Source organism: uncultured Methanobrevibacter sp., from assembly GCF_900314615.1.
Taxonomy (GTDB): domain Archaea; phylum Methanobacteriota; class Methanobacteria; order Methanobacteriales; family Methanobacteriaceae; genus Methanocatella.
Genome location: NZ_OMWA01000028.1, coordinates 16,371 through 41,133 on the forward strand (window position 1 = coordinate 16,371; position 24,763 = coordinate 41,133).

The window sequence follows — 24,763 nt, forward strand, 5'->3', positions numbered from 1 at the left end:
TAGAAAAATTTATATATTTGTTCGTAACAATACAAAATAACAGGAGTTATATAATCGGAGAAGTGATAATATGGCTGAACACAAAGGTTCAAGATTTGCACATATAACAAAAGCACATCCATGTTTCAATGAAAAAATGCATGATAAAGTCGGTAGAGCACATGTACCTGTTGCACCAAAATGTAATATCTTTTGTAACTTCTGTACAAGAGATATCAACAATGAGGAAGACAGACCTGGTGTTGCAAGCTGTGTCATGGATGCTGATGCTGCAATAAATCATGTTAATGAAGTAACTGCAGAAGGTCCAATTTCTGTTGTTGGAGTAGCAGGACCTGGAGATTCACTTGCTAATGAGGAAACTTTCAAGTTCTTTGAAAAATTAGCATCTGAACAGCCGGATTTAATAAAATGTATGAGTACAAACGGTCTTTTACTTCCTAAATATGCAGACAGACTTGCAGAACTTGGAGTAAATTCCGTTACTGTAACAATCAATGCAATTGATCCTGACATTGCAGTTGATATCTATTCATTTATCAAATATGAAGGAAAAGTCTATAAAGGATACGATGCTGTTAAAATTTTAATCAAAAACCAGTTGGATGGTGTTGAAAAGGCGGCTGCCAATGGTATGGTTGTTAAAGTCAATTCAGTATTGATTCCTGGATTAAATGATGAACATATTGTTGAAATAGCTAAAGAAGTTAAAAAAAGAGGAGCTTCTCTTATGAATATCCTGCCTTTGATTCCTTTAGCAAAAATGAAACATTATTCACGTCCTGACTGTTCCATGATGGAAAGCGTAAGGGAACAGGTTGAAGAAATCATACCTGTATTCAGAGCATGTACTCAATGCAGAGCCGATGCATACGGAATACCTGGTAAGAAAAGTGAAGACCATCATTTGGGAATGACTCCGCAAAGTCATTATTAGATGCTCATCTGAGTATCTTTTACTTTTATTTTTAATTATATTTTTTTCTAATTGAAAACTCTATTTTTTAATATTAATCATCATATTTAAATTGCGCATGTCTTCAATAGCAATATTAATTATTGATGAAATAGATAATTATTATCTGATATTTACATCAATTTTATATTATTATAATAAAGGAAAAAGATAATATGGCAGAAACTTATGTTTTCGGACACAAAAGTCCAGATAGTGATACAATAACATCTAGTATTGTAATGGCAAACTTGGAAAATGAATTAGGAAACAAGGATGCTAAAGCTTACAGATTAGGAAATATAAACAAAGAAACTGAATTCATTTTAAACTATTTAGATATGGAAGCACCTGAACTTTTAGAGAGCATTGACGACGGTGCAGATGTAATTTTGGTCGACCACAACTCTCCTGCTGAGTCAGTAGACAATCTCGAAAATGCAAACATTTTAAAAGTAGTTGACCACCACAAGTTAGCATTGGAAACTTCATATCCTTTATTTTTAAGATTTGAACCTGTTGGTTGTACTGAAACTATCTTATGCAAATTATATGAAGAAAATGGCATTGAAATCACAAAAGAAATAGCTACATTAATGCTTTCAGCTATTATTTCAGATACTTTGCTTTTAAAATCCCCTACAACCACAGACGACGATAAGGCAGCTGTAGAAAAACTTGCCAAAATCGCTGATATAGATGCTGAAGAATACGGTTTGGAAATGCTTAAGGCAGGTACAGACCTAAGCAGTTTCACTATTGAAGAGATTTTGTCTTTGGATGCAAAACAGATTGACTTTAAAGATGTCAAATCAATAGTTAATCAGGTTAATACTGCTGATATTTCTGATGTTATGGCTATGAAAGATGATTTGGAAGTAGGAATCAATAAAATAATCGAAGATGAAGGTTTAGATTTATTTATGCTTTTAATAACTGATATTGTCAACAGCAATTCTCAGGTAATTGTTTTAGGTAAAGATGCAGCTCTTGTTGAAAAGGCATACGGTGTAAAACTGGAAGATAACACTGCCCTTTTGGAAGGTGTTGTATCCCGTAAAAAACAGGTTGTACCTATCATGACTGATAATGCTTAGTTTAACTATTGTCAAAAAGGTTAGATTTATAAAGTATTAATAGATAAGTTATTAATAGATGTATTTTAAATACGTCTCTAATCAATCCGTGAGGATATTTATAAAAAAAGCATGATTATAAATAAATGCTCATGCATTAAAAAAATTAGAAACTAACACTTAATTATGCTTTTTTTTCTTATTTTATTTTTTTTATAAGGTGTTAACATGAAAACACTTGAATGGGAAGATAACAAATTAAAACTTATTGATCAAAGAAAACTTCCTGATGAGTTGACTTACGTTTACTGTGATAACTATCAGGATGCTATCGTAGCAATTAAAAATATGACTGTACGTGGCGCTCCGGCAATTGGGGTATCAGCAGGTTTTGCAATGGCTTTAGCAGAACTTGAAGGTGCCGATTTGCAAAAAGCAGCAGAAGAAATTAAAGCTGCAAGACCAACAGCCGTAAACCTTTTCTGGGCAGTAGACAGGGTATTGAACAGCAGTGATGATGCACTGACAGAAGCCCTGAAGATGTATGAAGAGGATATGGCAACAAACAGAGCTATCGGTAAATACGGCTCACAAATCATTGATGATGGGGATACTGTTTTAACACATTGCAATGCAGGAGCTCTTGCATGTGTCGATTATGGAACTGCACTTGGAGTATTCCGGGCAGCCCGTGATGCAGGCAAAAACATCAATGTAATCTGTGATGAAACCCGTCCTAGAGGACAGGGGGCAAGTCTGAGCGTATGGGAAATGCAACAGGAAAACATTCCGGTCAAGCTGATTCCTGATGTGGCTTCAGGATATCTAATGTCACAGGGCAAAATTGATAAGGTTGTAATCGGTGCTGACAGAATTGCAAAAGGAGGTGTTGTAAATAAGGTCGGATCATTTATGGTAGCTCTTGCAGCCAGTTATCATGACATACCGTTTTATGTAGCAGCTCCATATTCCACATTTGACAATGAAATCTCCATCTTTGATACGGTTATTGAAGAAAGGGATGGTGATGAAGTAAGATATTATGGTGGAGCAAGAATATGTCCTGAAGGAACAGATGTCATAAATCCTGCATTTGATATCACTCCAAAAGAGCTGATTACTGGAATCATTACTGAAAAGGGAATAATTGACCCGATTTAAGGATACTTTACCATATTTGATTTTAAATTTAATTTTCATGACAAGTCAGGATAAATAGGGTAATATATTTTGCCAAAAAACTGACTTGTATTATATTTCAATGTTATTGTAAACTATTTATGCAATAAGATTTAAATTAAAATATAACATTCCCACTAAAATGTCCATCAGATTTTATTTTGATGAAAATACGCAATCGCAGAAATTTTTTTGAGAATTATTGTATTATTTGAGGAGATAATATGGAGATAAAAAGTAGAAAAGGTGCAGATTACCCTCTTTTGATAAAAGATTTAGTAAAAGAACTGTTAAAAGATGATTTTGTACATTTTAAAGTATTATGTGGAAACGAAGTTCATCACTTTAACAAAGAAGATGACTCCATCATTGAGTTTGAAGAAACCTATATAAAAGAAACTAGTGAAAACGGGGACATGTTATACATACCTTACCCTGATATCTTCAGAGTTAAACTATATAGGGATATGGAACAATATCTTGAAGATGAAAAGAAATTCAATGCTTTCAATGATGATGATGACTGGACCGGAAACAGAATCCAGTTCTAAGTGAAAGAATTATTTCTTTCCTTTTTTTATTTTTACTTTAACATTTGACTTTTTCAATACTGATTTTACATTTTTCTAGCATCCGATATATATCCCTGCTTATTTTTACTTTCGGATTTTTAAATGCTTGATGTTAATGTAAATTCCTATTAAAAATTTTGACAGTTTCGCTTTTCAAACTATTTTTTCATGTGGACTTTTCCATCTATTGCAACATGCCATTCGCCGGGAGATGTTGATTTGACTTTGCGTGTATTTATGATTTCAACTTCCATTCCTCTACTTTCCACTGCATCGGTCAGTCTTTTTATTCCCTGTTCATATGAATCAGAAAATTCATAGTAGTTGATTGTTCCTCCGTCTTCAATTAAATCAGCTGCAACATCTAGGAAAGTATATGCAAGTCCCGGAAGGTTCATAATAATCCTGTCGAACTTGTGGTTAAATGATTTTGAAACTTCTCTGACATCACCGCAGTATGCCTTGACGTTACCTTTCAGTTTGTTGATGCGTATATTTTCATTCAGATATTTGATTGCATCCTCGTTAATGTCAACCGCAGCAATATCCACATCATGGTTTTTTGCTATCAGAACTGGGAACGGCCCTATTCCGCAGAACATATCAAGAATTCTTTCGCCGTCACATACACTGTCATTAACCCTCAACCTTTCGGTAGCAAGCCGTGGTGAGAAATATACCTGGCGCACATCAAGCTTTAGGCGAACTCCGTGTTCCTTGTGGATTGTAACGGAATCGTCTGTCCCTGCCAGAAATTCCAAATCACGAATGCGTATTGTTCCTTTAATTGCACTCTTTTTCATATATATTGCCTGTTTTTTGGTAAATTTAAGAGCAGCATCACCGATAATTTGTTTTTTTGAGACTAAATCGTCAGGAATTTCAAGGATTACTATGTCTCCGATGGTGTCAAATGATGTTCTCAGATTTTCTATTTCATCTTCTGTTAGCTCATCTTTAAGTATTTCAGAAAAGTTATGGGGAACCTTTTTCATGGCTTCCAGATGCATGCACACTATTTCATAGCCTTCGACATTCTCATTGACAGGAATGTATCCGAATTCATCTTCAGCCTTGATTCGATAGTCCATATTCATCAGCCCATCTTCCATCAGTTTCAGGCGAGTGTCGTTTAATTGTTTCAATGGAACTTTTACGCATTTCATAAAATTTATTATGTTTAAATTATTATATAATTTATATGTTTTATTTAGTCGGTTTAGGATTATTTGATGAGAAGGACATATCTCTTAAAGGATTGGAATGTTTAAAAAATGTAGATAAGATTTATGCTGAATTTTTCACCTCAAGGCTTTTCGGGTCCAGCTTTGAAGCTATTGAAGGGCTGATAGGCAAAAAAATTGAAGTTCTTGTGAGAGACGAAGTTGAAGAGGAACACAAATTCATAGAAGAGGCTAAAACATCTGATGTTGCATTAATAACAGGTGGAGATCCTCTGATTGCAACAACACACAGTGATTTTCTTGTGCAGTGCTCCAAAAAAGGAATTGATTTTGAAGTGATTCATGGATCTTCAATTTTATCCTCAGCACCTGCAATCTCAGGACTTCAGGGATACAAATTCGGTAAAGTAACAACAATTCCGTTTCCGGATTATAACTTCTATCCGAAATCCCCATATGAAGCCATTGAAGAAAATCTTAAAATGGACTTGCACACATTGGTTCTGCTTGATATTCAGGCTCACAAGGACCGTTACATGACTGTAAATCAGGGTTTGGAATATCTTTTAAATATCAAAAATGACCTTGACCGTGAGGGTTTGATAGATGAAGAAACCCTTGCAATGGGTATTGCTCGTGTTGGGTCTAAAAATGTCTGTGTAAAGGCTGGAAAAATTAGTGAACTGATTGATTTTGATTTTGGAGGCCCTCTGCACTGTATCATCATACCTTCAAAACTTCACATTGTGGAAGCTGAATATCTGGTAGAAATTGCTGGAGCGGATAAAAGTATTTTAGATGATGTTTAGTGTAAAAGGGGGAGTTTAGGAAGTAGTGTTTTTCTACTTCCCTTGTTTTAATCTGTTTTTAACATTTTGGAGATTAAAAAATGAATGACTGATTAGTTTTTTAGATATGTAATTTACTTCATATCGTTTATTAGTTATAGTTTAATATTATATAAATATTTTGATTTTAACTATAAAATTTGGAGTTTTATTTTCTGTTTAGCAAATACTTAATTAAAAATCGTTGGAATTTTTAAAATAATGATTAATATTTTTTGATTCTATAATAAAAAGAGGGGGGGGAGTTAAGGAAGTAGTTGTGAGTTCCTACTTCCTGAATGAAACATATTCTAATCATTTTGGAGATTATAAAATGGTTGAATGTGTCATGAATAAATATGAAATTAAATTCATATCGTATAATACTTATATTTTACTATTATATAAATGTTTTTATTTGATTTTTTTTTAAGTCATTGGTTTTCGGGAGAACTGGTGGGTTAGGCAATATCTTGGGAAATTTTGTTTAATTGAATTTTCAGGACTTCATTTTTGAAATGATTATATTTGTTTTGCATTGATTGAAATTTTGTGATTATATTGAATTAAAATTAGTAAATTATATGAGAATATAATGAAAGATTAAACATATGGAAACTTTAATTAAATTTAAAGATTTGACGGTGGAAAGTTTAAAGAATCACAAAAAATTGATAATCGGATTATATGTGTTATTTATAATCTGTTTTATTGGAGGCTGGATTTTATCTGCTGATGTGGTGAATTCTGCTTTAAACAGTACTGTACCATCAAACGGAACACAGTTGAATTCTGAAATTAATGCATTGGATCTGTTCATTCACAATGAAGCCGGAGGAATCTTAACATATGTAGCTTCACTATTCTTTGCAATTCCTGCCGTTGTAATGATAATATTCAATGGGGCTAATCTGGGGGCTGCTGGAGCATTATTCAATTCATTAATGCCACATGGCGGTCTTAGATATGTAATTTATTTAATACCTCATGGCATATTTGAGATTACAGCAACTGTTATTCAATCTGCTGCAGGAATATTGCTGTTCCTCTTTATTTTGGGATTTGTTCGATCAGCGATAAGCAAGGATACTGACGGGGTTTCACAAGCATTTGACAAAAACAAAAAAGTTTTGATTCATAGCATAATTCTGATGATTTTTTCAACAATTCTTCTGCTTATTGCAGCGCCTATTGAAGCATATTTTTCAGTTCCTTTTTCAGATTTCATAATGAATCTTCTCTAAGATGGAGTAATATGTTTGAAAATTCTTAGTAACTTAAATGGTGTTAAATATGGACAAAAAATGGTTTATTCTCATTATTATACTTCTGGTTGCATTGTCTGTGATGATATATCTAAATAATAACAGTTCACAGGTAATTGACAAGTCAGGTGAAAAATTGTCATTCAATGTTTCATCAGGTTCTTCCGTGTTAAGTCGATTTGTTAATGATACAAAGACCAAACCGGATTATGTTGGCTATGACAGGGATACTGTAAAATGGATGGAATCTCTAGGTGATAAAAGAGTTTTCTTTGGAAATGAAAGCGTTATTATAATGGATATTGGCAATGCCGAAAAAATTCCGGACGATCATGACATAACTGATGTTTTTGTTTTTGACCATTTCAAGGCAGATGTGGTTGAAAATCACAGGTTGTGCGATAAAATTCCGGAAGTATATTATGTGGAAAATGTTACTTTCCTAAATCAGGAGATAGTAGATGCTGGACTGGCATGATTTGAAAAGAAAGGATTAAATCCTTTCTAATCATAAGTATAAAATCCTTTTCCTGCATTGATACCGGTTTCACCAGCATCAATTTTTTCTTTAAGCATTTTAGCTATTTTTCCAGGGATGCTTTCAGGGGCCTGTGCTTCAGGATTCATAATAACGATATTGTATGCGGTTTCCAAACCAACAATATCTAATATGTGGAATGGTCCGGCAGGTGCGCCTGTAGCTAAAATCCATGTTTTGTCAATTGTTTCATGGTCTGATACATCATTTGCAAGCAATGCTTCTGCAGCGCTTAAAAATGGAACAAGCAATGAATTCAATATGTAACCAGGTTGTTCTTTTTTAAGTTTCAACGGAATCATATTGATGGCTTCAGCAAACTCGACTACCTGATCATAATATTCCTGTTCGGTTCCAGGATGTCCCATTACTTCTGCAGTATTATTTTTCCAGATTGTGTTTGCAAAGTGAAGTGAGAGATACTTTTCAGGTCTTCCTGTATATTCTGCAAACATTGACGGAAGCAGTGTAGATGAGTTTGTAACAAGAATTGTTTTTTCATCCATATATTTGGCAAGCTCCTGGTAGAATGCAATTTTCTGTTCCGGATTTTCAGCAATTGCTTCGATAATCAGGTCTGCATCTGCAGCAGCTTCTTCATAACTGTTTGTCAGTGTCAAACTGTCAAAGGCATTTTGTGCCTGTTTTTTCAGTTCATCTAGTTCTTCAGCGCTCAGGTCTGTTTTTTTACTGAGGCCTCTGCAGTATGCGCTTGGGTCTGTTTTCATCTGTTCAAGTGTGTCTATGTAGATGTTTTTGAATCTTTCAAGTTTTGGTTTTGCTCTTTCAATTGATCCTTCACTTCTTAGCCATATTGTCACATCAAATCCGCAATATGCTGATTGAAGAGCAATTTGACTTCCAAGGACGCCTCCTCCTGCTACGACAACTTTTTTAATACTCATTTCAATTCACCTCTGATAAACTAAAATAGTAGTTTATGTGATTAATGATATGTATTTTGATTATTTAAATATTTTTAAATAATTTTAAAATTTCTTAAATGAATTAATTAATATATTCATGATACCCGAATATTTTTGAATAAGTGTAACTTTTATTAAACATTTGTAATATTGTCTTTAAGGTGGGGATTAATTTTAAATTTGCTTGGTATTTTGGATGGTTATTTTTAAAATTGCATAAATTTTTAAATTATCAATTCGCACTAATATTCATTTTCATATCTTAAAATGCTCTGAAAAAACACTAACGCATTTATTAACTAGTATGCTCAATCTATATGTATGACTAAGAACAAGCGTGTAACAATTAGCATCAATAATGACATTGACTTGAATTTTCGCAAAATAGCCTCAAATAAAATGTTATTTAAAACGGGGTGGTATTCAAAAGCGATTGAAGAGGCAATGTTGTTATGGATTGAAAGAGAGAATAAATAATTTTTTTCTCTTTTTTTCTTTTTTTTTAACATTAACTATTTAAATAAAACTCTACTTATTAATAAATATAGAGTGGTGTTAAAATGGAAAGTGATGAAGAATTTAGAACTGTTCGGGTTTATACTAAAAAATATAACAGTAAGGACAAAGACGGCAATCCTGTCGAAAAGGAATCTAAGCAAAAACAGGTAAGTCTTAAAAAAGAAGACCCTTTTGAAGATAATGAACTGGTAAAGGTTTTGGCGCAAAAGGATTATGAAGCATTGGTGAATAATCAGATTTCAGATGAAAAGCTTGATGAGTTCAATCAGACCATTCAGGAAAAGGATGAGTTGATTGAAACATTGCAGCAGCAGATTCAAACTCTGAAAGGTTCATTTTTTGATGATGTCGATTCTCTTAAAGAACAGTTGACCGATAAGGAAGAGCTTCTAAAGGCTAAGGATGAGATTCATCAGTTAAATAAAAAAATTACCCAAATTGATGATGAAAGGGTAGCTATTTTTAAAGAGCTTGACTATAAAAACAGGATGATTCTTGCATATAATGTTGAGCTTAACAAATCAATTCTCAATGCTATAAACGTTGTTATTGATGAAGCCAGAGATAACATTAACCGCAGAAATGCTTTGCTTATTAAAGATTTGGAAAGATCCATTGAAAAATCCAAACATGATGTAAATGAGAAGAATAAAGCTATAGCATATGATATAAAAGCAACCGTTGAGGATATGAATGAACAAATCAGAAATACAAGTACTATTAAAATGATTCTCAATAAGAAAAACATTAATTTAAGAGTACCTACTGATGATTTGCTTAAACCTTTTGAATTTGACTTTGATGTTGAACAATTGCTTTCAGGTCAGGCCCTTGAACTTGATGCAGCTGAAATCCTAAAAGAAGTAATGCCAAAACTTCCGGAACCATTTTCCAAATATATTGACACTTTAGAAGAGGCTCCCGAAACAATAGATGTTTTATCAAAAAAAGAGGAATAGCAGATGAGAACATTCAACAACGGTAAAATCACTTTTCAATATCCTGATTCATGGGAAGTGGAAAAAGCGGATATTCTCTCAAATCCGGACTGCATTGCCACATTGTCCAAAGGCCAGGAAAATCTAATCAATGCTGTGATGTTTCCGACAGCTACAAATCTTGATGATTATAAGGTATTCATGGAAGATGCAATATCAGATGACGGCGGAGTAATATTCTCTTCAGATTTTATTAAAATTGCCGATAAGGATGCAATAAAGCTTCATGCAAATATGGATACTCCTGAACTTAATTTTGATATTCATACCTATGTTTTCATTGAAAATAAAGATATTTACATCTTTGAGCTTAGAACTCTTGACATTTCAGGAGAATCTGAAAGAGAATTCAAAAATATGATTGAATCCTTTAAAATAACTGTGTAAATTCAAGCAGATAATCCATATGGGTTCTATCAAGTATTTTCAATGTTGAGATGTTCTGAGGTGTTGTGCCTGAGCGTTCCTCTACAAGATTTCTAAGGGATTTGTTTTTCATGTGTGCATGGATTTCCTTTATCACAAATTCCATATTTTCAATATTTTTTTCTTCAAGCTCTTCTTGTGTGATGTTTTCATAAATAGGATAGGAATTTAAATCATATGCTTTGGTTGGAGTTTGAAGCACGTTAATGTGACTGTAATAATTTGCTGAATCTGTTAAAAATCCATCAATTCCCATATAAGTTAAGATTGGCATGAATGACAGTTCCGCAAATGAAAAAATAAAGTAACTTGATTTTTTAGCTTCTTTTTTAAGATTGACTATAATTTCAACAAGTTCTCTGGGATTGGTTAATAGAGCATCTCCGTTTGCTATAATGAATCCGTTGTAGCCCATTTCTTCCAGTTCTTTTAAGCATTTGATTCTTAAATCCAGATATTTGGACCCTTGGATAACTGCAATATCTGAAGTGTCTACATTTTCTTTAGAAAGTCTTAATGTTTCTTTTACATTGAATTCAGCTATTTCTCTATCGATATTATGTGCAGATCCTTCACTTGGTGCAATTTTTAAATCTTTTTTGTAAAAGAGTTTTGGAGTAAGTTCTCCGTCTATTTTTCCGACTCTTCCCGGTCCGTCATGTGATTTAATTTCAAATTTTTTTATCATTTATTTCATCCTATGTTATTGTTATTAATATTTTAATTTTTTAGGTTAATAAAAATGTTTCATTTGGTGTAATCTTTATGATTACACTTGCAAAAAATTTAGTAACCTTTATATATCATACTTTTAAGATTATTATTATGGATTTGAGGATTTAATCCTTCGAATCCAAGGTGTGTTTTCAATGTCTATTATAAATCGTTTAAAATCTCTATTCGGAGATAATGATAAGGAAGAAAAAGACATCAGTAATGATGTATCAAACACATCTGATGATGTCCAAGTTACATCTTCACAAAATCTAAATGATCCTATCGTTTCTGGAACTAAAAAAACTGTTTCAATTGATGTTTCAGTTAAAAAAAGTCCAGAAGAGAAAGGTGTTAATTTAACTTTCAAAAAAGACATCGAACCTCTCAGTGAGGAAATAACTGAAGATTCTTCTCAAGAAATTGTGGAAGAAGTTGAAGTTGCTGAAGAAACTGAGGCTCCTGTTGAAGTTGAAGAAGTTGCTGAGGAATCTGAAACTCCTGTAGAAGCTGAAGAAGTTGCTGAAGAAACTGAAGCTGTTGAAGAAGATGAAGCTGTTGAAGAAGATGTCGAGGAAGTTGATGAAAAAACAAATGATAAAGAGAGAGATAAAATGACTTTATTGACTGATAAAGAATTATTAAATGATAGTAACCGTGATCCAGATTTCACTGCTGAATTTATTGACGCAGGTATTGAAACTGTAAAACACTGTTTCCAATGTGGTACCTGCAGTGGTAGTTGCCCATCTGGAAGAAGAACTCCATACAAAGTAAGACAAATTGTCAGAAAATGTTTATTAGGATTAAAAGAAGAAGTTATCACTGACGATGCTTTATGGATGTGTACTACTTGTTACACTTGCCAAGAAAGATGTCTTAGAAGTGTAAAAATTGTTGAAATTATCAAAAAAGCTCGTAACATTGCTGCTCATGCAGGTTACATGGCAAAACCTCACAAAATGACTGGTGTATTTGTAATGAACACCGGACACGGTGTACCAATCAACGATGCTACCAAAGCATTAAGAGCAAAAATTGGTCTTTCTGAAATTCCACCAACAACTCATGCTTTCCCAGAAGCATTAGCTGAAGTACAAAAAATATGTAAAATCACTGGTTTTGACGAATTAATTGGTTATGATGAAGCAACCGGTGGATTAAAAGAATAAATTTATTAGGAGAGTTATAATATGGAAATTGCATACTTCTTAGGTTGTATTATGAACAACCGTTATCCTGGTGTAGAAAAAGCTACCAGAAAATTATTTGAAGCTTTAGATATTGAATTAAAAGATATGGAAGGAGCATCTTGTTGTCCTGCTCCTGGTGTATTTGGTTCTTTTGATGAAGAAACCTGGGCTACTATCGCAGCTCGTAACTTAACTCTTGCTGAAGACATGGGTGCAGACATCATGACCGAATGTAACGGATGTTTCGGATCCTTATTCGAATGTAACCACATGTTAAAAGAAGACGCAGAGAAAAAAGCTGAAATTAACAAAAACTTAGCTGAAATTGGCAGAGAATACAAAGGTACTATTAATGTAAAACACTTCGCTCAAATTTTAAGAGACGATGTTGGTTTTGAAAAATTAGCTTCATTAATCGAAAAACCTTTAGACTTAAATGTTGCTGTTCACTACGGTTGCCACTTCTTAAAACCTACTGAAACTATCGGTATTGAAGATCAAGCTGAAAACCCATCCATCTTAGATGACCTTGTAGAAATCACTGGTGCTAAATCAGTTGACTACAAAGACAAAATGATGTGCTGTGGTGCTGGTGGAGGTTTAAGATCCAGAGATTTAGATGTAACTACACGTATGTCCTTTCTGTCACTTACAATTCGACCAAGGTCAAGTCGAAGTTAACGAAAAATACGGAACTGATTTTGCATTACCTGTATTCCACTTAGCTCAATTATACGGATTAGCTATGGGATTATCAGCTGAAGAATTAACCTTCGATGCTCAAAGAATTGATGCAACTCCTGCTATCAAAAAAGCATTAGGTGAATAAATTTAAGGATTTTTTATCCTTTTATTTTTTATTTTTTTAGACATTGAAAAGACATTTTGGAACAGTTATCATTTTCATGATAACTTTTTTTTACCCAAAATTTTTTTGTTTGTAAATATGCGAATTATTCGTAATTACTTTTATATAGGATTAGTAAGAAAAAGTAAACTAATAAAACTAATGAGGTGTAATTATGTTTGTAGCAACATTAGATGGTATATTTAAATATTCTGACCTTCCTGAAGAATATGAACCATATGTACAATTTAAAGCAACTATTGATAAAAGAGAACTTAAACCAAGTGATGAACTTGCAATTTTAAACATTGCAGGAACTTCTACTCATCATGTATTATTTTTAGATTCTTATACCAGCACTAGTGAAATTGAAAAAGAATTAAAAGATGCTGATGCAAAAATCAATCATACTACTTTAAAAATTATAGGTGGACATTTATGAGCTTACCATCAGAACAGAATTGGTTAGTTCTGAATAATCTCATTAAAGACTTGAGTCAAAAAGGTTATGAGATTCCTAATGGAATTAACCCTGAGATGGGTTTGATTAGATCTTCTATCAGCTCTTATAAAAGAGATCCATCTCACCCTGATTTGATAAATGGTTTAGCTAATGCAGAGATGTCTTTAAATAATATTCAAGCAACTCTTATTACTATTGCAGAAGAAGAGGGAGATGAATATGTTGACCACTGGCTTGATTTATTAAAACAGGTCATGCAGGGAAAAGAAGTATTTGAATTTGCAGATTCACGTTCAAAGTTTTTAGTCAACGCGCCTCCGGGATTAACTACCGGAAGAATTCATCTTAAAGTCCCTTTAGCTGAAGAAAGAGTTCAAGAAATTGCAGAATGGAATGGTCTCATAATTGAATTTGATGATGATGTCACTGTTGAATTGCATGGTGATAAACCTGATTTACAGGCAGGTTTAAAGGAAATGGGATCTTTCTTTTTAGAACAATAAGGTGATTAAATGACTAAAATTTTAGCAATAAGTGATGTTCACGGTGAAGAAAACGAAAATTTATACACCTATCTAAACAATCACGAAGAAATTGAGTTAGTTATAATTCTTGGAGATATTACAGATTTTGGACCTTTGGACTTTGTAGGTACTTTCATTGAAAAAGTAGCAGACTGTGGTGTAGATGTAATAGCTATTCCAGGTAACTGTGATCCTAAAGGAATTTGCAATGCTATTAATGAGGTCTCTTTCTGTCTTCACAATAATATTATCGCATATGGGGATGCTATATTATTCGGATACGGCGGATCCAATGAAACTCCATTCAACACTCCTGGAGAAATCCAAGACAATAAGATTTATGGAGATGTTTACGAATTATTAGCTAATTATGATTATGTCTACAATGATAAGGTTCCTAAAGTAAAAATATTGGTTACTCATGCTCCGCCATATAATACTGAAGCAGATAAACTTGAAAGTGGGGACCATGTTGGTAGTGCAGGTATTTTAAAATCAATCCATGAATTTGAACCTCAAATAAATATTTGTGGACATATTCATGAAGCTAAATCACTTAGTAAAATTGGAATAACTACTGATGTAGCAAACCCAGGTATGCTTAAGGATAATGGTGCAGTCTTGATTGATATTAAAGACGGCTCTGATTATGATATAAGCTTAATATCTTTAGATGAATAATTTTCATCTTTCTTTTTTTTATTATTTTTCTCAAATCAAATAACAAATTTTATTTAAGATTAAACTATATATTTTATATGATATACTGGGTGTTATTATGATTTGGATTACTGGTGACGTCGACGGTAAGTTATACAAAGAACCTTTCTCTAAAGGTATTTTGTCTCGTTCTCTAAATGTTGCGGATATTGGATTTGAAAGAGCTTATGAAATGGCCAGTGAAATTGAAGCAGATTTGATAAAAGATGACATTAATGAAATTTCCAGCGTTGATTTGGCTCAGGTTGTCTTCAATTATTTGAAAAATGTTGATCCAAGTATTGCAAAAAAATATAAAAACTGGAGGTCACTTAGATCATCTAAAAAGCCTTTAATCATATTGATTGGTGGTGCTTCAGGTGTTGGAACTTCATCAATGGCTTTTGAACTTGCAAATAGACTCAGATTAAAAAATCTTATTAGTACAGACATGATTCGTGAAGTAATGCGTAAAATTGTATCAAAAGAATTAAGTCCTGTAATTCACAAATCAAGTTTCGATGCTTATGAAAGCATAAGGACTCCGTCCATACGTATAGATTCGGTCATTGAAGGATTCATCAGTCATGTGGATGTTGTCAATGTAGGTATTGAAGCAATTATTGAAAGGTCTGCTAAAGAAGGTATTAGTACAATTATTGAAGGGGTTCATATTGTTCCAGGGTTTATCCGCAAGGATTTGATGGAAAATAACAATATAATTATTTTTACATTGACTGTTGATGATGAGGAATCTCATAAGCAAAGGTTCTATTCTAGATGCAGGCAGCCTTGGGTAAAACGTTCTCTTGAAAAGTATATGGAGAACTTTGGTACAATTAGAAAAACCCAGAAGTTTTTAGTTGAGCAGGCTAAAATTCATGATTCTCGGATAATTAACAATGTAGATATTAATGAAACAATCGATATTATGGTTAATGATATCCTTGAAGAATTCGGAGGTGAAGACAATGTTGAACAAGAAAGTTAAAGAAATTATGACTACAGATGTTATTACAACAACTAGTGATATAGATGTTGTATATGCATTTGAAAAGTTAATGAAACATAAAATCAGTTCTCTTCCTGTTGTTGAAGATGATAAACTGATTGGAATTATAACTGCTACTGATGTAGGCCATAATTTAATTTTGGATAAGTATGAATTAGGAACAAGTGTGGAAGAGATAATGATTAAATCTGTTATTACCATTTCTCCTGAAGATACACTTGAAAACGCTATTCAAATTATGAAAGAAGGTGTTTCATCTTCTGGAATATTAAATCAACTTCCTGTTGTTGATGGCGATAAGTTAGTGGGTATAATTTCAGATGGAGATATTATTCAAGAAATTTTCTAATTTTATCTCTTTTTATTTATTATTTTTAATTTTAACTATTTTTTAAGGATTTACTATAAATTTATTTTTTTCTAGAAAGAGAATTTTTATTAATTTTTTTCATTTCCAATAATTATTTTTTATTCTAGTAATGACTTTTTTGATAAACTTTATATAATATTAGGGTTATATATTATTATGGCTAGACTGGAGGGTTAGGGGTCCTCTGTAAGCACACACCCCCTTTGGTGCAGTCGAAGTTCAAAAGGCGGCTTTTCAAGGAAATGTAAGCCTAGGAAAACAACATAGAAACCTCGTCCTACAGGATTGGTGGTGGTGAAGTTTTTACTGGAGGGTAGAAATTAGTCACCTTTGGTATAGGAATGGGTCAGGCCCGGAAGGGAGCAGCTTTACTATTAACATTTCAATGCTTGTAGAATCCCGGGGTGGAGTTGGATTTTTAGATCACTTATATTTTTGAGATTTGTCCACTTTTGAACATGCCATTTACTAAAAATAAATAAGTTTATAAATAAGTTTTTACATATAATTTATTATACTGTTTTTTCATATGTCGGGATGGCCCAGCCTGGTACGGCGTTGGACTGCTAATCCAATGGTCAATCGACCTCCGGGGTTCAAATCCCCGTCCCGGCGCTTATTATTTATCTATTTCTTGTTCATGTTCATATTCGAGTCCTATAGGACAGGTATGAACCAGCACATATTTTACTTCCGGAATTTCATTTAAAATATTGTTCTCTACTTTATGTGCAAGTTTATGGGATTCATTTAAAATCAGATTTCCATCCATTTCTACATGTAAAATAACTGCGGCATAAGATCCTAAATAATCAACTCTAATGTTATGTGCATTTTCAACATTAGGTGTGCTTTCTGCAACTTCTTTAATATGTTCTATAAACTCTTCAGATGGAATTTTTCCCATAATGTTATTGATATTTTCTATTAAAATTTCACCGGCGGTTTTTAAAATCAGAAGACCTATAATAAATCCTACAATCGGATCCAGTATCGGAAATCCTACATTTGAAACAATTACTCCAACTAAAATTGCTATTGATGAAAAGATGTCTGTTCTTTGATGTTTCCCGTCAGCAACTATTGCAGGACTTTTGATTTCCTTACCTATTTTTATTATTCTGTCACTAACTGATAAATTTATGATTATTCCAACCACTGCCATTATTGCTGCAAAAGTGTTTGGAACAGTGATTTGTCCTGGATTTAAAATATTAATCCAGGCTCCTTCAATAACTTCCCATGATATCACTACAAGGAATATTACTATAATTAATCCGCTTATTGCTTCTGCACGCCCATGTCCAAATGGGTGGTCTTTATCTGCAGGTTTCTGGCCGGTGTAAAATCCTACATATGCAATTATAGATGTTGCAATGTCTGAGAAGGTATGTGCACCTTCAGAGACTAATGCATAACTTCCTGATGCATATCCCACTATAATATTTGCTACTGTTAAAAAACAATTTGCTACTAATGCAATTATTAAAGCTTTTTTACCACCTTTCAGGCGAAGTTCATCCATTAACAACACGCTCTTCTAAAATATCCATTGCTTTTTCTATATTTTCATATGAATTTGCATAAGACATACGTACGTGGCCTTCACCGTTTGATCCAAATGCTGCACCAGGTACGGTTATCACTCCTGCTTTTGCAGCTTTAGCAACAAAGTCTTTGTCTTCTATTTTTGGGAATACATAAAATGCACCTTCAGCATTCACTGTTTCGTATCCCATGCCGTTAAGACGTGAAACAATCAGATCTCTTCTTTTTTCAAATTCATTTACCATTTTTACAGCTTCATCCTGAGGTCCGGTCAATGCTGCATAAGCTCCTCTTTGTGAGGTTGTACTTGCACATGCGATATTGTACTGGTGTATTTTAAGCAGTTCTTCAGTATAGGCTTCATTTGCGGTAAGATAACCTATTCTAAGACCTGTCATTGCATAAGTTTTTGAAAATCCATTTAATGTAATGACATTATCACTGTATTTTGCAGGTGAGTAATGTTTTTTGTTGTAAATTATCTTTTCATAGATTTCATCAGAGATTATTAGGAAATTGTGATCCATTGATAAATCAGCGATTGCTTTGATGTCTTCTTTTTCCATCACTGCACCTGTAGGGTTTGAAGGAGAATTTAACATGATGGCTTTTGTGTTTTTAGTTAGTTTTTCAGCAACATCATCTGCTTTTAGTTTGAATTCGTTTTCCATTTTACAGTCTACAGGTATGATATTTCCTCCTGCCATATTGATGCATGCTTCATAAGATAAGAAACTAGGATCTGGAAGTATTACGTCATCGCCTTTTTCAATAAATGCCTGAGCACACATGAATAATGCTTCACTTGCACCAACTGTAACTATAACATTTTCAGGGTTGGTGTTAATTCCATTTTCGTTTTTAAATTTTTTCACGATTTCTTCTCTCAGTTCAATATATCCTTTATTTGGAGTGTAATGAGTGTCATTTTCATCAATTGAGTCTTTCATTGCATCCTTGATATGCTGAGGGACATTAAAATCAGGTTCACCAATACCAAGGTTAATGGCATCGGGATTGGTTACTTCAAACATTTTTCTAATCTGTGACAATTCAATTGTTTTTGTTCTTTTTGCTGGATTTATCATAAATTTACCTCTTTATTATATTATATATTATTATAGTAAAAATTATTTTTTCTAGTAATTATTTGCAGGAACCGCAATTATAGCATGATGATGTTTCACACCAGGGGGTTTGTTTTAATGTTTTAAGCCTTCTATGTTCTATTTTTAAGAAATTTTCACTAACTCCTGTGTCTATATTTTTCCAAGGCAGTTCATCATCAATACTGTAATTTGGAGCCAGTTCCTTCCATTCTTTCATAGTCGGTTTTTTTGCAAGAGACTTTTCAATAATTGCACCGACATCACTATTTCCGCAGGATAATATATATTGTATTAATCCATTTTTAGGACTTTCACATTTTATGTTATATCTCTTCATTTCTTTTTTAATCATTCGGGTTTTATTTTTTATATCCTTGTAGTCATACTTTTCCCACTGCAGGGGTGTTTGTGGTTTTGGTATTAATGGATTGATGCTGAATTTCACATTTCGGATGCTTGTGTGCATATTGGCAATTTTTTGCATATATTCTATTAATTCATTAATGTCTTCTGTAGTTTCATTAGGTATGCCTATCAGGAAATACAATTTAATTTTGAAACCCAAATCAACTGCATCTTCAATTACTGAAAATATTTTTTCATCGGGAATATCCTTATTGATTACTTTTCTCAGTTTTTCAATTGACTCGGGCGCTAGTGTGATAGTTTGAAGCCCGCTTCTTTTCAGCGATTCCAGTGTTTTTCTGGTTATGGATTCAATTCTAAGTGAAGGTGTTGAAATCTGGAATCCTTTATTTTCAAGTTCTGAGGTAAGCTCCTCCAGTTGAGCATAATCTGAAACGGCGGCCCCTATTAATGTAATCTTATTTAACCCAGTTTTATTTCTATTTTCAATGGCTATATCAACCAATTTTTTGTAGTCGGTCTGTCTCATTGGTCGGTATATGTAGCCGGCCATACAGAATCTGCACCCTCTTGTACATCCTCTTGAAACGTTTAGCATAATTGTGTTGTTGAAAACTGTCTGATAGTTCTCTTCATCACTTCTGCTCACTACCGGCTGTGTGATGTGGTAAGCTTCATTCATATCATCTATGATGTCTATTTTAGTTTTGTTGTTATATTCTGGAATATATATTCCAGGAATGTCAAGATAATCTTTAAGTTCTTTTTTTGAAGTTAAAAATCTGTCCAATAGGCAATTCAGAGTATTTTCCCCTTCCCCTATGATGAACAAATCAATATAATCTGATAATGGCATAGGATTTGCAGTTGGACATGGGCCTCCAGCAATGATTAACGGATCTTCGGAGGTTCTCTCTTCTCTTTTAAGTGGAATGTCTGATTTTTGAAGAATGTCCAATACATTTACGTAATCTTCTTCAAATTGCAGAGTGAAACTTAATATATCAAAGTATTTTGAAGGAGTGTTTGATTCCAGGGATTTACTGTTTGGATATATAATCCGTTCACACCAGGTGTCTTCACGTTCATTTATCTGATTGTAGAGAATATTGTAACCTAATGAAGACATTGCAGTTTGATACACGTTCGGATATGCTAATCCAAAGCGAATATCCACTTGTTTATGATTTTTTATAAAGGTGTTTTTTTCGTAAATCATGCAATCACTATTTTTTAGTATTACTCTTCATTTGCATAGAAATTATATTAATTAAATCTAATTTTTTTAAGTTATACAATTTTTTCTTAATTTTTTCTTTAAAACGTGTAAAATGGATTATTTCTTTTAAAAAAATGTCTAATTTTAAAAATGATTGTTTTATTGGTCAACAAAAATTTTAATTTAGATTTAAGTTATTTAATCTTATCATAGTTTATTTCACTATAAATGTTCTTTTATTTCAATTTTATATATGATTTCTATCTTTTTTTGTTAATTTAATCTCTTTTAAGTTGTTTTTCAATTTTTTAAGTTTTAAAAACATTTAAATAAGATTAAAATATATCTTTATCCACTCATTATGAAATACTATATTTTAGTATAATCATATTTTACTATAAAATTTTCGTAATGAGAACCAAGAGGTGGAAAAATTTCGATAAAAAATAAAGCATTTATAATTTCTTTGGCGCTCATGTTTTTTGTTGCTTTATCAGCATCATGTGCAGCTGAAATTGTGGATGTTTCAAATACAGAAGATTCAAATTTAACTAATGACGATGCGATTGCATTGTCTCAAGAAAAATTAGAAGTTTCTAACGAGGATTCTATCTCAGAAACTAATTTAGTTAATTCTCATGATGATAATTTGAAAGATTATCCCGAAGATGAGGTTCTATTGAGTAGCGCCGAATCTTATTATGAGGATAATGGGGAACAAATATTAAGTCTTGCATCTGATGATGAGGATGAAAGATTGTCTGCTTCAGAATATGATTCTGTAGTGTCTGTTTCATCAAATAATTATCTAAAAGCTACTTCAAATGTATCAACTACTTTATCTGTGGCAAATACCCATTATGATAAATCAGCTACATACTTTAAAGTAACTTTGCAAGACAGTACAGGTAAATCTTTAAGCAATCAAAAAGTTTCTTTGAAAGTTAACGGCAAAACTTATTCAGCTACTACCAACAGCAAAGGTATCGCTACTGTTAAAACAGCTGCATTGGCTGTAGGAACTTATACTGTAACTGCCAGTTTTGCAGGTAATGGAAATTACAGTGCAAAATCTCTTTCAAAAAGCGTAAAAGTTTTATCTTCAGTAAGTGGAAATGATTTAACTAAGTATTATGGTTCATCTACTTATTTCAAAGCAACTTTATGGAAAGACAATGATAAATTGGCCAATACTAAAGTAACATTTAGCATTGGAGGTAAATCATACACTTTCACTACCAATAGTAAAGGGGTTGCAACTGCAAAAGTAGAACTCAAACCAGGTAAATATACCGTAACCGTAACCAATCCTGTTTCAAAAGAAAAGTTAAGCAAAACTTTAGTTGTTAAAAAAGATTCAACTAAAATATCAGGTAAATCAAAAGTATATATTCTGCCGTATAACTATTATACTTATCAGGTTAATTTAACCACAGCTCATGGCAGTCCGGTTAAAAACGCTAAAGTAACCTTCACATACAACGGTACTTCTGTTACTGCAAAAACAAACTCAAAAGGGAAAGCATCAACTGTTATTCCTCTTCTTGATAAAGGTACTTACAAAATAACATATAAGTTTAGTGGAAACAGCGGATTATCCGCTTCATCTTCATCAGGAACATTTATTATTAAATCTGCAGATAATAAATTGTCTGCTTCAGATTTAAAAATGGACTATAAAGATGGATCTAAATTTACTGTAAAATTTACTGATAATAACAATAAAGCTTTGTCTGGAGAAACAATCAGGTTCATATTAAATGACAAGGAGTACACTGCTAAAACAGATTCCAAAGGTGTTGCCAAATTAGCAATCGGCAATTTAAAACCAGGTACATATAAAATTAAATATCTGTACTCAACATTGGGGGAAAGTGATTATAATTACGGTTATAAAAATGTAGTGATTAATAAATTAACTGTTAAACTAAATGCAGGTAATTTAGTTATGAACTATAAAGACGGTTCAGTTTATAAAGCTAGTGTAAAGGATTCATCTGGTAACCCACTTAAAAATATCAAAGTTAAGTTCAATATAAGTGGAACTGTTTATACTCAAAAGACAGATTCCAAAGGTGTTGCCAAATTAAAAATAACTAAAGCCGTAGGTACATACACTGTAAAATCTACTGTTTCAAGTTCATATTATAAATCCAATACATTAACTAAAAAGATCACTGTTAACGGAACCAAAATTACTGCTAAGGACTTATATGTTGCAAATGGTAAAAGAGTTACTTATGCAGTTAAATTAACTGATGCAAATAATAAACCTTTAAAATCAGCATCCGTTAAATTTACTGTCGATGGTAAATCTTACACTAAAAAAACCGACTCAACAGGTTCTGCTTCAGTTAGTTTGGGAAAATTATCCAGTGGAAATCATAAAATTTCAGCGGTTCATGACGGTTCTTCAAAAACAAGAGTTATTCATGTAATCAGTAAAGTTACATTAAAACAGGTAATTTCAGCATCTATATCTGTTAGAAATTATGTTTTAAGTAATAACAAATTGCCATCAACTGTAACTGTTGGAAATGTTAAAATTACCACTGCTGATTATTTATATTTAGCTTCTAAAGCTATTGTAAATTTAAAATCAAATAATAAAGCAGATATTGCTCTAAAATCTATTAAATCTCCATCTAAAGCAGGTGCTGCTGCAGATTTAGGCGATTTATCAAATTATCTTGCTGTTGCAAAAAGTGTTATAAAAACTGCAGATTCTAAAGGACAAATGCCAAACTCCGTAAGTTCAGCTGTAGGAGATATTGGTTATAAAGGTTTGGTCTTTGCATTTGCACGTGTTGTTGCATTTTATGGCGATAATAACATTATGCCTGCATATGTGACTATTTCAACATTAAGTGATACTAGTTCAACTACCAGTAAACTTAATTCCAAAAACACAATAAGTAATTTGGCTGCTTATTTGGCTGCTACAACCAATTGTCAAGTGAACAATTCACAAATCAAACAGCTGGTAAATAAGCTGACTAAAGGACTTACTTCAGAAAAAGCAAAAGCTACAGCAATTTATAATTATGTACGTGATACAATATCTTATAGTTTCTACTATGACACCAAGTATGGTGCTGTAGGTACATTAAATGCTAAGAAAGGAAACTGTGTAGATCATTCACACTTGCTTGTTGCAATGTTTAGAACAGCAGGTCTAGCTGCCAGATATGCTCATGGTACATGTACTTTTACAAGCGGTACTTATGGCCATGTATGGACTCAAGTATTGATTGGCAATACTTGGACTGTCTGTGATGCTACAAGCGCAAGGAACTCGTTTGGAAACGTAGTAAATTGGAATGCTAATTCATACAGCCTTAAAGGTTATTATGCAAGTATTGCATTTTAATTTACTATTTTTATTTTTTTTATAATTTTTCTTCTTTTTTTATAGCTAATGTTTTATAATAGTTTCAATATAATTTAACTCAGAAACTAATTTAGGACAATATTATGAATTCTAAGAAATATAATAAGGTGGCTGTTGGCGGAACTTTTGATAAATTTCATGACGGTCATAAAAAATTATTATCTACTGCTTTCGAAATTGCTGATACGATTGAGATTGGAGTAACTTCTGACGCTTTTGGTGGATTAAAAGGAGATATAGATTCTTGTGAGGAGAGAATGAGAAATCTGAAGTCTTTTTTTAAAGATAAATCTAATTTTATAATTGTTCCATTGGATGATGCGTATGGAACTACAATTCATGACGAAGATTTTGACGCCATCGTTGTAAGTGAAGAAACTGAGCCTACTGCAGTCAAGATAAACGAAATCAGAGTTTCTAAAGATATGGATCCTATAGATATTGTTGTAGTTAGTTTTGTTTTGGCTTATGATGGTACTCCTATTTCTTCCACTCGAATTAGAAGTGGTGAAATTAATCAGAAAGGAGATATTATCAACTAGAATCAGAAAAATATCGATATGTTTATAAGTTCAGTTCGATATAATAATTAATAATGTATAATAAATAAATGTCATGTTATATTTTTTTATACATTATGAGGTGGTTATATGGCAGTAAAAATAGATTCTAATTTATGCGGACACATTGATAACTGTCCAGTACAGGGTTTATGTATTAAACTTTGTGAGCAGGGCGCTATCATTGAAGAAAATGGAGACGTCGCTATTGTCCCTGAAAATTGTGATGACTGTGACTTATGTATCCAAAATTGTCCAAATCAAGCCATCTCTAAAGCATGAG

25 protein-coding genes, 1 tRNA gene, 1 other RNA gene and 1 pseudogene are annotated in these 24,763 nt (G+C 32.6%); 22 read left to right on the plus strand and 6 right to left on the minus strand.

Going from position 1 to position 24,763, the window contains the following annotated elements:
- The first annotated feature begins 70 nt into the window (after positions 1-70).
- The 4 genes from QZN33_RS09630 (at position 71) to QZN33_RS09645 (ending at position 3,761) form a co-directional block, all read left to right on the plus strand.
- Positions 71-937 carry a radical SAM protein gene (locus tag QZN33_RS09630; protein WP_296791667.1) on the plus strand — a complete coding sequence of 289 codons (867 nt, stop codon included), beginning with the start codon at positions 71-73 and terminating at the stop codon, positions 935-937.
- 194 nt (positions 938-1,131) lie between these two features.
- The gene (locus QZN33_RS09635) at positions 1,132-2,052 is read left to right on the plus strand and encodes a manganese-dependent inorganic pyrophosphatase (RefSeq protein WP_296791670.1); all 921 of its coding nucleotides are present in this window, start codon (positions 1,132-1,134) and stop codon (positions 2,050-2,052) included.
- 207 nt (positions 2,053-2,259) lie between these two features.
- Positions 2,260-3,192, plus strand: coding sequence for an S-methyl-5-thioribose-1-phosphate isomerase (gene mtnA, locus QZN33_RS09640; RefSeq protein ID WP_296791674.1), 933 nt, complete (start codon positions 2,260-2,262; stop codon positions 3,190-3,192).
- Between the two features lie 242 nt (positions 3,193-3,434).
- A complete protein-coding gene (locus QZN33_RS09645) occupies positions 3,435-3,761 on the plus strand; it encodes a hypothetical protein (protein ID WP_296791678.1) in 327 nt (108 codons plus the stop codon).
- A gap of 179 nt (positions 3,762-3,940) precedes the next feature.
- On the opposite strand, the gene QZN33_RS09650 is transcribed toward QZN33_RS09645, so the two are convergent.
- Complete coding sequence (locus QZN33_RS09650) at positions 3,941-4,948, minus strand: class I SAM-dependent methyltransferase family protein (RefSeq protein ID WP_296791681.1); 1,008 nt, start codon at positions 4,946-4,948, stop codon at positions 3,941-3,943.
- Positions 4,949-4,983: 35 nt separating this feature from the next.
- Between QZN33_RS09650 and dph5 the strand changes: the two genes are divergently transcribed.
- From dph5 to QZN33_RS09665, 3 genes are all read left to right on the plus strand, one after another.
- On the plus strand, positions 4,984-5,775 hold the full coding sequence (gene dph5, locus QZN33_RS09655; protein ID WP_296791684.1) for a diphthine synthase: 792 nt from the start codon (positions 4,984-4,986) through the stop codon (positions 5,773-5,775).
- A gap of 629 nt (positions 5,776-6,404) precedes the next feature.
- Positions 6,405-7,037 carry a stage II sporulation protein M gene (locus QZN33_RS09660; RefSeq protein ID WP_296791687.1) on the plus strand — a complete coding sequence of 211 codons (633 nt, stop codon included), beginning with the start codon at positions 6,405-6,407 and terminating at the stop codon, positions 7,035-7,037.
- A 49-nt stretch (positions 7,038-7,086) separates the two neighbouring features.
- The gene (locus QZN33_RS09665; protein WP_296791690.1) at positions 7,087-7,536 is read left to right on the plus strand and encodes a hypothetical protein; all 450 of its coding nucleotides are present in this window, start codon (positions 7,087-7,089) and stop codon (positions 7,534-7,536) included.
- A gap of 26 nt (positions 7,537-7,562) precedes the next feature.
- Here the strand turns inward: QZN33_RS09665 and QZN33_RS09670 are convergent, their stop codons facing one another.
- Positions 7,563-8,501 carry a 3-hydroxyacyl-CoA dehydrogenase gene (locus tag QZN33_RS09670; protein ID WP_296791693.1) on the minus strand — a complete coding sequence of 313 codons (939 nt, stop codon included), beginning with the start codon at positions 8,499-8,501 and terminating at the stop codon, positions 7,563-7,565.
- Between the two features lie 342 nt (positions 8,502-8,843).
- Between QZN33_RS09670 and QZN33_RS09675 the strand changes: the two genes are divergently transcribed.
- The 3 genes from QZN33_RS09675 to QZN33_RS09685 all read left to right on the plus strand — a co-directional run bounded on the left by QZN33_RS09675 (position 8,844) and on the right by QZN33_RS09685 (position 10,426).
- Complete coding sequence (locus QZN33_RS09675; protein WP_296791696.1) at positions 8,844-8,999, plus strand: hypothetical protein; 156 nt, start codon at positions 8,844-8,846, stop codon at positions 8,997-8,999.
- Positions 9,000-9,082: 83 nt separating this feature from the next.
- Positions 9,083-10,000, plus strand: coding sequence for a hypothetical protein (locus QZN33_RS09680; protein WP_296791704.1), 918 nt, complete (start codon positions 9,083-9,085; stop codon positions 9,998-10,000).
- A 3-nt stretch (positions 10,001-10,003) separates the two neighbouring features.
- A complete protein-coding gene (locus QZN33_RS09685; protein ID WP_296791707.1) occupies positions 10,004-10,426 on the plus strand; it encodes a PsbP-related protein in 423 nt (140 codons plus the stop codon).
- Here QZN33_RS09685 and QZN33_RS09690 read toward each other — a convergent pair.
- Entirely contained in the window at positions 10,410-11,153 is a 744-nt protein-coding gene (locus QZN33_RS09690) for an archaeosine tRNA-ribosyltransferase (RefSeq protein ID WP_296791710.1), read from the minus strand. The genes QZN33_RS09685 and QZN33_RS09690 overlap by 17 nt on opposite strands.
- A 181-nt stretch (positions 11,154-11,334) precedes the next feature.
- Here QZN33_RS09690 and hdrC point away from each other — a divergent pair, with 181 nt between their 5' ends.
- From hdrC to QZN33_RS09735, 9 genes and pseudogenes are all read left to right on the plus strand, one after another.
- Positions 11,335-12,351 carry a CoB--CoM heterodisulfide reductase subunit C gene (gene hdrC, locus QZN33_RS09695; protein WP_296791714.1) on the plus strand — a complete coding sequence of 339 codons (1,017 nt, stop codon included), beginning with the start codon at positions 11,335-11,337 and terminating at the stop codon, positions 12,349-12,351.
- Positions 12,352-12,372: 21 nt separating this feature from the next.
- Positions 12,373-13,201, plus strand: a pseudogene (hdrB, locus tag QZN33_RS09700) (CoB--CoM heterodisulfide reductase subunit B).
- Between the two features lie 193 nt (positions 13,202-13,394).
- A complete protein-coding gene (locus QZN33_RS09705) occupies positions 13,395-13,661 on the plus strand; it encodes a DUF749 domain-containing protein (RefSeq protein ID WP_296791718.1) in 267 nt (88 codons plus the stop codon).
- Entirely contained in the window at positions 13,658-14,185 is a 528-nt protein-coding gene (locus tag QZN33_RS09710) for a DUF2096 domain-containing protein (RefSeq protein ID WP_296791721.1), read from the plus strand. The genes QZN33_RS09705 and QZN33_RS09710 overlap by 4 nt, the downstream gene beginning before the upstream one ends.
- A 9-nt stretch (positions 14,186-14,194) precedes the next feature.
- Positions 14,195-14,887, plus strand: a complete 693-nt coding sequence (locus QZN33_RS09715; protein ID WP_296791725.1) for a metallophosphoesterase — start codon at positions 14,195-14,197, stop codon at positions 14,885-14,887.
- A gap of 97 nt (positions 14,888-14,984) precedes the next feature.
- Entirely contained in the window at positions 14,985-15,896 is a 912-nt protein-coding gene (locus tag QZN33_RS09720; protein WP_296791728.1) for a 2-phosphoglycerate kinase, read from the plus strand.
- Entirely contained in the window at positions 15,877-16,266 is a 390-nt protein-coding gene (locus tag QZN33_RS09725) for a CBS domain-containing protein (protein ID WP_296791732.1), read from the plus strand. Before QZN33_RS09720 ends, QZN33_RS09725 begins: the two co-directional genes overlap by 20 nt.
- 174 nt (positions 16,267-16,440) lie before the next feature.
- Positions 16,441-16,755: signal recognition particle sRNA (gene ffs / locus QZN33_RS09730), an RNA gene on the plus strand.
- A gap of 63 nt (positions 16,756-16,818) precedes the next feature.
- A tRNA-Ser gene (locus tag QZN33_RS09735) sits at positions 16,819-16,902 on the plus strand.
- 4 nt (positions 16,903-16,906) lie between these two features.
- Here the strand turns inward: QZN33_RS09735 and QZN33_RS09740 are convergent.
- From QZN33_RS09740 to QZN33_RS09750, 3 genes are read right to left on the minus strand one after another with little or no spacing between them, the layout of a single operon-like run.
- A complete protein-coding gene (locus tag QZN33_RS09740; protein ID WP_296791735.1) occupies positions 16,907-17,812 on the minus strand; it encodes a cation diffusion facilitator family transporter in 906 nt (301 codons plus the stop codon).
- Positions 17,805-18,923, minus strand: a complete 1,119-nt coding sequence (locus QZN33_RS09745) for a pyridoxal phosphate-dependent aminotransferase (RefSeq protein ID WP_296791738.1) — start codon at positions 18,921-18,923, stop codon at positions 17,805-17,807. The genes QZN33_RS09740 and QZN33_RS09745 overlap by 8 nt, the downstream gene beginning before the upstream one ends.
- Before the next feature lie 58 nt (positions 18,924-18,981).
- On the minus strand, positions 18,982-20,529 hold the full coding sequence (locus QZN33_RS09750) for a radical SAM protein (RefSeq protein ID WP_296791741.1): 1,548 nt from the start codon (positions 20,527-20,529) through the stop codon (positions 18,982-18,984).
- A 475-nt stretch (positions 20,530-21,004) separates the two neighbouring features.
- On the opposite strand from QZN33_RS09750, the gene QZN33_RS09755 reads away from it, so the two are divergent.
- From QZN33_RS09755 to QZN33_RS09765, 3 genes are all read left to right on the plus strand, one after another.
- Positions 21,005-23,899: an Ig-like domain-containing protein gene (locus tag QZN33_RS09755; RefSeq protein ID WP_296791744.1), complete on the plus strand. Its 2,895-nt coding sequence runs from the start codon at positions 21,005-21,007 to the stop codon at positions 23,897-23,899.
- Between the two features lie 104 nt (positions 23,900-24,003).
- On the plus strand, positions 24,004-24,462 hold the full coding sequence (locus QZN33_RS09760) for a phosphopantetheine adenylyltransferase (RefSeq protein ID WP_296791747.1): 459 nt from the start codon (positions 24,004-24,006) through the stop codon (positions 24,460-24,462).
- Positions 24,463-24,570: 108 nt separating this feature from the next.
- Entirely contained in the window at positions 24,571-24,762 is a 192-nt protein-coding gene (locus QZN33_RS09765) for a 4Fe-4S binding protein (protein ID WP_296791750.1), read from the plus strand.
- Position 24,763: the final 1 nt, after the last annotated feature.